Source organism: Terrabacter sp. P5_B1 (assembly GCF_056400505.1).
The window spans coordinates 1-9,886 of the sequence record NZ_JBFULD010000148.1; the positions used below are offsets into that span (position 1 = coordinate 1).

The 9,886-nt window shown below is 71.4% G+C and carries 9 protein-coding genes, 1 tRNA gene and 1 pseudogene; 5 read left to right on the top strand and 6 right to left on the bottom strand.

Annotated features, from left to right (window positions below):
* The 4 genes and pseudogenes from AC1DP0_RS12005 to AC1DP0_RS12020 form a co-directional block, all read left to right on the top strand.
* Positions 1-582 (top strand): annotated as a pseudogene (locus AC1DP0_RS12005) (alkyl hydroperoxide reductase); the annotation flags it as partial.
* A 47-nt stretch (positions 583-629) separates the two neighbouring features.
* Positions 630-1,508 (top strand): hypothetical protein, encoded by an 879-nt coding sequence (locus tag AC1DP0_RS12010; RefSeq protein WP_478084796.1) that lies wholly within the window; start codon positions 630-632, stop codon positions 1,506-1,508.
* 114 nt (positions 1,509-1,622) lie between these two features.
* The gene (locus tag AC1DP0_RS12015) at positions 1,623-1,916 is read left to right on the top strand and encodes a DUF6458 family protein (protein ID WP_442279396.1); all 294 of its coding nucleotides are present in this window, start codon (positions 1,623-1,625) and stop codon (positions 1,914-1,916) included.
* A gap of 221 nt (positions 1,917-2,137) precedes the next feature.
* The gene (locus AC1DP0_RS12020) at positions 2,138-3,142 is read left to right on the top strand and encodes a GNAT family N-acetyltransferase (RefSeq protein WP_478084797.1); all 1,005 of its coding nucleotides are present in this window, start codon (positions 2,138-2,140) and stop codon (positions 3,140-3,142) included.
* 65 nt (positions 3,143-3,207) lie between these two features.
* On the opposite strand, the gene AC1DP0_RS12025 is transcribed toward AC1DP0_RS12020, so the two are convergent.
* The 6 genes from AC1DP0_RS12025 to AC1DP0_RS12050 all read right to left on the bottom strand — a co-directional run bounded on the left by AC1DP0_RS12025 (position 3,208) and on the right by AC1DP0_RS12050 (position 8,783).
* Positions 3,208-5,070, bottom strand: a complete 1,863-nt coding sequence (locus tag AC1DP0_RS12025) for an acyl-CoA dehydrogenase (RefSeq protein ID WP_478084798.1) — start codon at positions 5,068-5,070, stop codon at positions 3,208-3,210.
* Between the two features lie 250 nt (positions 5,071-5,320).
* Positions 5,321-5,394: transfer RNA gene (locus tag AC1DP0_RS12030), tRNA-Gly, on the bottom strand.
* A 203-nt stretch (positions 5,395-5,597) separates the two neighbouring features.
* Positions 5,598-5,957, bottom strand: coding sequence for a flagellar assembly protein FliW (locus AC1DP0_RS12035; protein ID WP_478084799.1), 360 nt, complete (start codon positions 5,955-5,957; stop codon positions 5,598-5,600).
* Positions 5,954-6,835: a flagellar hook-associated protein FlgL gene (flgL, locus tag AC1DP0_RS12040; RefSeq protein ID WP_478084800.1), complete on the bottom strand. Its 882-nt coding sequence runs from the start codon at positions 6,833-6,835 to the stop codon at positions 5,954-5,956. Before flgL ends, AC1DP0_RS12035 begins: the two co-directional genes overlap by 4 nt.
* Positions 6,836-6,837: 2 nt before the next feature.
* Entirely contained in the window at positions 6,838-8,262 is a 1,425-nt protein-coding gene (gene flgK, locus AC1DP0_RS12045; protein WP_478084801.1) for a flagellar hook-associated protein FlgK, read from the bottom strand.
* A 35-nt stretch (positions 8,263-8,297) separates the two neighbouring features.
* Entirely contained in the window at positions 8,298-8,783 is a 486-nt protein-coding gene (locus AC1DP0_RS12050; protein ID WP_478084802.1) for a flagellar protein FlgN, read from the bottom strand.
* A gap of 260 nt (positions 8,784-9,043) precedes the next feature.
* Between AC1DP0_RS12050 and AC1DP0_RS12055 the strand changes: the two genes are divergently transcribed.
* Positions 9,044-9,886, top strand: an 843-nt coding sequence (locus AC1DP0_RS12055) for a flagellin N-terminal helical domain-containing protein (protein WP_478084803.1), incomplete at its 3' end; no start/stop codon positions are given.

Genomic DNA, 9,886 nt, shown 5'->3' on the forward strand with positions numbered 1-9,886 from the left:
CCCTCGCGCAGGGCCTCGCCGAGCCCAGCGACGCCGTCCCTCGCGCAGGGCCTCGCCGAGCCCAGCGACGCCGTCGTCGAGCGCGACCCGCAGACGGACGAGGTGCGCCTCGTCGTCGTCGAGTCGGCAGCCCACCGCCTGACGCGCGTCGGCCTGCCCGACGCCGCCCAGCGGGTGGACGGACCCGCGCACCGCACCCAGCGGCCCCCGACGCCGCTGCCTGCCGGCGAGGTGGCCCTCGAGGTGACGTTCGTACCGCCGGCAGGTCAGAAGCTCGACTTCCGCTGGGGCGACCCGACCCGGCTCGACGTGTCCGCCACCCCCGACGCGCTGCTCGTCTCGGGCGCGGGCCGGGCGGAGGGACTGGCCCGGACGCTCGTGCTGCGCGAGGGGATCGGGTCGGGCACGCTGCACATCTCGGTCCAGGCCGCCGCGTGCGACGGCGACCCCCAGACGGGCGAGGTGCCCGAGCACGCCGCCTGCCACCTCTTCCAGCAGGACTGGGGTATCCCGGTCACCCTGGACCCGGCCGCCGGTGCCACACTGACTCTCGACCTCCGCGGGGTGCAGGCGGGCGACTAGCGCGCCCGACCCGGCGCGGAAGACACCGAGCGGACGAGGCGGCAGGCGTGGCACGACAGTCATCTGGTGGTGGCGGCCGCTCCGTCCTCTCGGTCGTGTGCGGGCTGCTGGCCATCGTCCTGCTCCCCGTGTCGCTCGTGGGGTTCTGGGCCGCCGTGCTGCTGACACACACCGACGTCTTCGTCGAGGAGCTGCGTCCCGTCGTCGCCAAGCCGCAGGTCCAGGAGGCGCTCACCGACGGCCTCGTGCAGGGCGTGCTCGGGGCCGTCGACCTGCAGCCCGCGATCGAGAAGGCGCTGGAGGTGCCTCTCCGCGCCCAGGCTGCCGCTCTCGTCGCCAGCCCTCAGGTCGCGGACGCGTGGACGAGCGGCATCCGCGCCGTCCACACCCAGTTCATCAACGTCATGCAGGGCCGTGCCGACACCCGGCTCGACGTCCAGGGCCGGGTCTCGGTGGCGGTCACCATCCCCGTCCCGGCGCTCACCTCGACCCTCGAGCAGGCCGGAGTTCCGAACGCCGGCTCGCTGGCGCCGGTCGTGACGATCCCCCTCGTCAAGGCCGCCGACCTCCAGAACGCGCAACAGGCATACCGCATCGCCGGCGCCTGGGGCCCGTGGGCGCCGCTCGTCGTCGCGGCACTGGGCCTGCTGTCCATCGCCCTGGCCCGGCGTTGGCGCACGGCGACGACGCTCGTGGCCCTCGGTTGGATCGTGACGGCACTCGCGCTCGCGCTCGCGGTCATGATGGCGAGGGAGCCGCTCATGCAGCGCGTCGACCCGGAGGTGGCGCGGACCATCGCCGACGCCGCCTACGGCCTCGCCGCGCGCAACCTCTACTACGAGATGGCGATCGCGATTGGCGTGGGCGTCGTCATGCTCCTCGTCTCCGCCGTCACGCTCGCCGTCGGGCGACGGCGCTCGCGCTGAGCCCCCGGGTCGCCCGGGACGCCGGCCGGCCGGTCGGGCGTGGACGTTCGGCGGCGGGCGGGTATGGGGTGACAAAGGTGCGCATTCAGGGCGTACCCCAGCCAAGGAGCGCGCATGGGTATCGGACTCGGGATCTTCCTGCTCGTCGTCGGAGCCATCTTCTACTTCACGAACATCGACTCCAGCGTCCTCAACCTGGGCAGCGGCACCGGCAACACGATCGGCATCATCCTCATGGTCGCCGGTGCGCTGGCGATCATCCTCGCGCTCGTGCTCAACGCCCAGCGCGCCCGGACCCAGCACACCGTCGTCACGGAGCGCCGTGGTGCGCCCGACGTCGTCGAGCGCCGCGTCGAGGGTGACGACGTCGTCGAGCGCCGTGTCGAGCGTCGCGAAGAGACTCTCTGAACCGAGGAGCACGGGCTCGACCCGGCGGAAGCCGGGTCCCTGCACCCAGTGACGCGACGGCGGTCCGAGCAGGAGAACTCACCTGCTCGGGCCGCCGTTCGTGCTTCGACCTCCGGTCAGACCACCAATGCGCTCGCCTCCCCGCGCCCGCCACCTGAGACCCGCGGGGAGGCGGGGAAACTCGATGGCACGGCGCGGGCGCCGGGCCCTACCGTCGAGTCATGGAGACGAGGCTCATCGACGTGCACGACGACTCGGAGTGCGCGCGCGCCTACGAGGTCATCTGCGCCAGCAAGGGTCACGCGCGGCCGTGGAACGAGCCTCCGTCGCTGGCCGAGACGCTCGTCGAGTGGCGTCACGTCGACAAGGCCGAGCCGATGGAGATGTGGGGCGCCTTCGACGCCGGGGAGCTCGTCGGGGTCGCGACGCTGTGGCTGCCGATGGAGGACAACACCACGATGACGTGGTTCGACGTCCAGGTCGACCCGCCCCACCGCCGGCGCGGCGCCGGCACGGCTCTCGTCGAGAGAGTCCTCGGCCGGGCCCGTGACGAGGGCCGCGTCACGGCCATCGTCGACTTCCTCGTCCCGCCCGATTCCGACGGCCACGACTACCGTCGGTTCGCCGAGCGCCACGGCTTCCACCTCAGCAACACCGAGGTCATGCGACACCTCGAGCTGCCCGTCGCGGACGACCTCCTCGATCGTCACGCGGATGACGCGCGGCCGCTCTGGGAGGCCACGTATCGTCTCGAGACCCATGTCGGGGGAGTGCCCGAGCACCTGCAGCAGTCGCTCTGCTCCGTCATGAACCAGCTCGCCGTCGACGCCCCGACCGGCGACATCGAGTTCGAGGAGGAGTCGCTGACCCCGGCCCGCTACGAGGAGTACCTCGAGGTCTTCCGGCAGCAGGGGAGGGCGCGCCTGACCACCGTCGCCGTGCACCGCTCGACGGGTGACGTCGTCGCCTACACCGACCTCATGCTGCCGTCCGGCGCGCCCGGAATGGCCTGGCAGTGGGGCACGCTCGTGCACCGCGAGCATCGGGGCCACCGGCTCGGGATGGCGGTCAAGGTCGAGAACCTCCGGCGCCTGCAGGCTGACCACCCCGAGCGCCGGCGCGTGGTCACGGGGAACGACGACACGAACTCATGGATGGTCTCGATCAACGAGGCCTTGGGATTCCGCGTCGTCGAGCTCTGCCCGGCCTACCAGCGCGCCGTCTGATCGAAAGAGCAGCTCGTCCCGGATGCGGACGAGCTGCTCTTTCGATCGAGGGGCGGGTGTGGGGGTCAGAAGGCTGACTCGGGGACGTCCATGAGGTCGTTGTCGGTGGTTTCGGCAATCGCACGCTCGGCGGTGAGCTTCGGCAGGACGTTCTTGGCGTAGAAGGAGGCTGCTGCGACCTTGCCGCGGTAGAAGTCGGCGTCCTTGCCGGTGGCGCCGCCGTCGAGGGCCTTCTGCGCCACCTCGGCCTGACGCAGCAGCAGCCAGCCGACGACGAGGTCGCCGGCCGCGAGGAGCAGGCGCGTCGTGTTCTGGCCCACCTTGTAGAGGTTGGCGGTGTCGCCCCCCATCCGCGGGTCGCTCTTGACGAGGTCGCCGATCATGTGACCGACGATGCCCTGGACGTCCTCGAGGGCCTTGCCGAGCAGCTCGCGCTCCTTGTCGAGCGACCCACCGAGGTCCTTGGCGAACTCCTGCATCTGGCCGGCGACGAGCTGGAGGGCCTGGCCCTTGTCCCGGACGATCTTGCGGAAGAAGAAGTCGAGGCCCTGGATGGCCGTGGTGCCCTCGTAGAGCGTGTCGATCTTCGCGTCACGCACGTACTGCTCGATCGGGTAGTCCTGCAGGAAGCCCGAGCCGCCGTAGGTCTGGAGCGACTCCGTGCCGAGCAGCACCCAGGCGCGCTCGGAGCCGAGGCCCTTGACGAGCGGGAGCATGAGGTCGCTGATCCGGTTGGCGACCTCGGCGGCCGAGCCCTGCTCGAGGGGGGCGGCCGGGTTGCCGGACTGGGCCTGGCTGACCGCGTCCTGCTGGCTCGCGGTGTAGAGGACGAGCGCACGCAGGCCCTCGGCATACGCCTTCTGGAGCATGAGCGAGCGCCGGACGTCGGGGTGGTGGGTGATGGGAACCCGCGGGGCGGACTTGTCGGTCATCTGCGTGAGGTCGGCGCCCTGGACGCGCTCCTTGGCGTACTCGAGTGCGTTGAGGTAGCCGGTCGACAGCGTGGCAATCGCCTTGGTGCCGACGAACATCCGGGCGTTCTCGATGACCTTGAACATCTGCGCGATGCCGTCGTGGACGTCGCCGAGCAGGGTGCCGACAGCAGGCTCGTGCTCGCCGAACGTCACCTCGCACGTCGTGGAGACCTTGAGGCCCATCTTGTGCTCGACATTGGTGACGTGGGCGCCGTTGCGCTCGCCGAGCTCACCGGTCTCGAGGTCGACGTGGAACTTCGGGACGATGAAGAGCGACAGGCCCTTCGTGCCCGGGCCGGCGCCCTCGGGGCGGGCGAGGACGAAGTGGACGACGTTGTCGACCAGGTCGCTCTCGGCGCTCGTGATGAAGCGCTTGACGCCGGTGATGTGCCACGTGCCGTCGGGCTGCTGGACGGCCCTGGTGCGGYCGGCGCCGACGTCGGAGCCGGCGTCGGGCTCGGTGAGCACCATCGTCGTGTGCCACGCCTTGTCGACGATGTGCTTGGCGAGCTTCTTCTGGTCGTCGTTGCCGAGGTGCCAGAGCAGGCTGGCGAAGGAGTAGCTGGCCGTGAACATGTGGACGGCCGGGTTGGCGCCGCAGACCATCTCGGCGACGGACCAGCGCAGTGACGCCGGGACGACCATGCCCCCGAGCTCGGCCGGGACGTCGAGGTTGCCCCAGTCGCCGTCGACGTACGCCCGGAACGACTTCTTGAACGAGTCGGGCATGGTGACCGTCTGGCTCACCGGGTCGTAGACGGGCGGGTTGCGGTCGCTGTCGAGGAGGCTCTCGGCGAGCTCGTTCTCGGCGAGCCGTGAGACCTCGCGGAGGATGTCCTTGGCCGCGTCGACGTCGACGTCGGCGTAGATGCCCTGCCCGAGAACGTCCTGCCGGTTGAACACCTCGAAGAGGTTGAACTCGAGGTCGCGCACGTTGCTCTTGTAGTGGCCCATCAGGGGACCCTCCGCGTTCTGTCGCTCGTCGTGCGCCCGCGTCGTCGCCGAGCCGGGCGCGCCAAGTTACTGGCCGGTCACTTCCATGATGCTACCGACCGGTAACGAGTGCAAGAGGGGCAGGTCACAGTTGCGACACACCGTCCCCTTGGGGACGTATGCCGCCGGGCCGGCCACACGGCATACGCGGGCGACGCAGGTGGTGGGGGACAAGCAGAAGGGCCCGGTCGTGGAGACCGGGCCCTTCGTCTGGAGCAGGCGGCACGAATTGCACGTACGTCTTCCTTCTGGAAGAAGGCTGTTCTGCTACTGAACTACGCCTGCGAGGCGTCGCCTACCGTAGCAACACCCGGGCCGAGGGCCAAACGCGACCCGCCCACCCGTGGCCGGCCTACGACCCGTGCCGTCCACCCCTTTTCGTCACACCCGGCACCCAAGGCGTGTGCCGTCGCGGTGGTGGGTGCGGGGGAGGGATGGTCTGGAGAGCCCCGCCCCCCAGGTGTCGACCGCGTCGGGGGCCTGGTCTGTCAGGTGAGCGGTGCTCGCAGGTTCCACCCGTCGAGGATGGCCTGCACTGCGCGCCCGGCGGACTCGTTGACGAGCACCGGGGCGGCCAGGTTGACGGACGTGCCCGCCTCGCCCGGTGTGGCCACGACGAGGATGCGGGCGGGGTCGTCCGGATCCAGCCCGATCTCCGCACTGGCCGCAGTGACCTCGGGGACGTACGACGGCAGGTAGAGCGCTGCCTCGAGCAGGAAGAGACGGACGTCCGGGGCGTCCTGCGGGTGGAGGCTGAAGACGCCGTCGGCGCCCTCCACGGCGTCGAGCTCGTACACGGTGTGCGGGTCGAGGCCTGGCATCGGCTGTTCGAACATCAGGGTGCTCATCGCAGGAACTCCGTCAGGCTCGGCTGCAGGACCTTCGCCGTGACGGCGAGGGCCGCCTGGTAGGCGGTCTGCTGCAGCTCCAAATCGAGCACGGCCTGGCCGAGGTCGACGTCCTCGATGGCGGTGCGCCGGGAGGTGAGCGTCGTGGTGGCGTCGGTCGTGGCCTGGCTGGCGCGGTCGAGCAGCGCCGAGCGGGTGCCCACCTCGGAGCGGGCGCCGACGACCGTGCTCGTCGCGGCGTCGAGGGCCCCCAGCCGTGACCTGGGGTCGGTACCCGCGCGCAGGTCGGCCGCGATGTCGTCGAGCAGCGAGAAGACGGATGCCGAGCCACTGCCGAACACCGAGCGGCCGTCGGCGTCGACGGTCACGCTCTGGTCGGCACCGATGCGGCGCGTCACGCTCCCGGGGGCGCCGTTGAAGGTCGGCGGCCTGCCGTCGGTGAAGGCGGCCTCGGCGTCGGAGGTTCCGGCGAAGACGTTGCGGCCGAGGTAGCGCGTGTTGGCCGAGCCGAGCAGGTCGGCCCGTAGCCCCTCGACGACGGAGGCCAGCGCGTCCCGGGCGTCCTGGGTCAGCGACCCGTTGCCGGCCTGGACCACCGCGTCGCGCACCTGTCGCAGCGCCCCGCCTGCGCTGTCGAGGGCGGAGTCGATGGTGCGCAGCCAGCCGGTGCCGTCGGCGATGTTGCGCTGGAACTGGTCGTGGGCGGCCAGCTCGGCGCGGACGCGCAGGGCCTCGCCCGTGCCGACGGGGTCGTCGGAGGGCCGGGAGATGCGGGCGCCCGAGGTGGTGGTCTGCTGGGCCGAGGCCAGTCGCGACTGGCCTCGGCCCAGCGCGCGTTGCGCTGCGAGGGACATCGACTGGTCGGTAACTCGGATCATGGTCAGCGTCCTACGCTTCCGGTGCGGTTGATGAGGGTGTCGAGGGCTTCGTCGATGGCGCTGAGGACGCGCGCGGCCGCCTGGTAGGCGTGCTGGGCCGCGATGAGCCCCACGCTCTCCTCGTCGAGGCTCACGGACGCGCCTGCGACCTGCGCCTGCTTGGCGTTGCCGGCGGCGCCGTCGGCCAGAGCGGACTGCTGGGTCGCGGCCCGCGACGCGCTGCCCGTCGCCGTGACGAAGGCTGCCCACTGGGCGTCGGGCGAGGCGGCTCCGCGGGAGAGCTGCGCGATGGCGTCCGCGGTGGAGGAGTCGAGGGCCCCGGACCCGACCGCTGCGGTCGCGATGCCGTCGGCGCCCGTCGGAACGACCGAGAGCCCCCGGGCCGCCGGCAGCGTGGGGTCGAGGTGGAAGAAGTCGAGGCCGGTGGCGCCGGTGCGGGTCTGTCCGTTGCGGTGCACGGCGTTGACGGACGAGGCGATGGACCGGGCGAGGGCGTCGTAGGAGGCTGCGGCCCCGGCGATGGCGCCGGATGTGCCGTCCGGCTGCGTCGGGGCGAGGACTGAGAGCGCACCCGCGATCGTGCCGCCCTCGAGGCCGACCTCGTGGCCCGGCTGGTCGGCCCACTCGAGCCGCGGCGGCGACGACGCGGACTGATCCATGATCGTCGCCCCGACCACGGCGACGGCCCGGGCGCTGTCGCCCCTGACGAGGGCGTTGCCGCCGAGGTAGACGGTCACGGTGCCGTCTGCCTCGGCGCGGGTGGTCGCGCCGGCGAGGAAGGAGGCCGACTCGGTGAGCCGGGCGCGTGCGTCCAGCAGCTCGTTGGGCGAGCCGCCCTGGGCCACGGCCGACCGGATCTGCTTGTTGAGCGCCGCCACCTGCGTGGCCGCGTCGTTGAGGGAGGACACCATGCCGCGCGTGTCGGTGGCGGTGTCGGCCCACTGGGTCTCGAGCGCTGCACGGCCGCTGGACAGCGTCGTGGCGAGCTGGCCCGCCGTGCTGAGCAGCGCGCTCGTCGCACCCGGGTCGCCCGGCTGGTTCGCGACGTCCTGCCAAGCGGACCAGAAGGCGGTGAGGCGGGCGGAGAGCCCGTCGCTGCCCGGCTCGCGCAGCGTCGACTCGATGCGGCCGAAGGCCGCGGAGCGCTGGGCGAGGTAGCCGGCCGTCGACGCGGTGGTGCGCACCGAGGCGTCGAGGAGCGCACTGCCCAGTCGGGCGATGCGGTCGACCGAGACGCCCTGTCCTGCCTGCACGCCGGTGGAACCGGCCCAGCCCTGGGCAGGAGAGGTGATGGAGGACTGCTCGATGCGCTGGCGGGTGTAGCCGTCGGTGCCGACGTTGGCGACGTTGTGCCCGGCGACGTCCATCGCCTGCTGGGCCGCCGATAGCCCGCGGTAGGCGGTTCCGAGTGGGCCGAAGGTGCTCATCGTGACCTTTCGTGGTGGAGCGTCAGAGGTCGCGGTCAGAGGTCGCGGTCGAACAAGTGGGCTTCGCCTGCAGAAGCCGCCCGTCCTCGCGCGTCGTAGGTGGTGCCCGACAGGTCCGTGGCCGCGAGCGTCTCCTGCGTCGAACGGGCGGCGGCGCGCAGGAACTGGGCGTTCGCGTCGCGCAGCTGCCGGATGGTCGCCGACTGCTCGGTCATCGCGGCCAGGTGCGCCGAGAGGACGTCGGCCCACGCGCCGTCGGGGGCGCCGGCCACGAGGTCGCGCAGCGTCGCGTCCGCAGGGAGGGACCACTCCCGGGCCACCGCTGCCGCGGCCGTCGCGCGCTCCAGGCCCGCCGCCTTGAGGCGCTCGAGGACCTGCTCCACCTCACGGGTCGCGTGTGAGATCCACCGCGTCCGGCCGGCCGTGAGCAGCAGCTGCTCCTCCTCGAGCTTGAACGTCAGCAGGTCCAGCAGCTCGCGCTCGTGCCACAGCCGGGCCGAGAGGTCCTGGACCGTTCCCACGTGGCTGTCTCCTCGGGTCATCAGGGTCGCGCCGCCCAATCCTGTTTCCCCCTCCCGGAGATCTCGTGGACCGGCGCCTGGTGCACGGTCAGTCTCCTCTATCGGCAGCAGGCCATGGCGGATTAGGCGCGTGGTAAAGGCCGGGTAAAGCCTGCGTTCGTGCCGACGCGCCCTAACGAGCCGGCCGGCCCTGCCGATAAGGGCAGCTGAGGGCCCACGGACGGGCCCGGCAGCACCCACTCATTCATGGAGGAACAACGATGGCTCTTAGCGTCAACACGAACCTGTCGGCCCTGCAGGCCTACAACAACCTCAGCCGCACGTCGGCGAGCATGGCGAGCTCGATGGCCAAGCTCTCGAGCGGTCTGCGCATCAACACCGCGGCCGACGACGCCGCCGGCCTGACGATCTCCGAGGGGCTCAAGGCCCAGGTCAACGGCTACGGCATCGCCGCTCGCAACGCGCAGGACGGCATCAACATGATCCAGACCGCCGACGGTGCGCTCGGCGAGGTCCACTCGATCCTGCAGCGCATGCGCGACCTGGCCGTCCAGGGCGCCAACGACACGAACAACACCGGCTCGCGCACCGCGATCACCAAGGAGGCCGGCGACCTCTCGCGCGAGCTCTACCGCATCACCAACGGCACCAACTTCAACGGCATCGACCTGCTGAAGGGCGGTGCGAAGGCGTTCCAGGTCGGCGCCGGCGGCACGGCCAACGACACGATCACCGCGACCCTCGCCGACGTGGGCACCTCGACCGGCGCCCTGATGTCGACCGACGGCACGGCAGCGGGCACCGGCTTCAGCGTCGCCGACAACGCCACCGCCCAGACGACGATCACGGCCATCGACGCCGCGATCACGGCCGTCTCGGGCAACCGGGCCGACCTCGGCGCCGTGCAGAACCGCCTCAACCACGCGATGAACATCGCGAACGTCTCGGCGCAGAACCTGACTGCGTCGCAGTCGCACATCACCGACACCGACATGGCGCAGGAGATGGTCAACTACACGAAGACCAACATCCTGTCCCAGGCCGGCACGGCGATGCTCGCCCAGGCCAACCAGTCCGGCCAGGGCATCCTCAAGCTCCTCGGC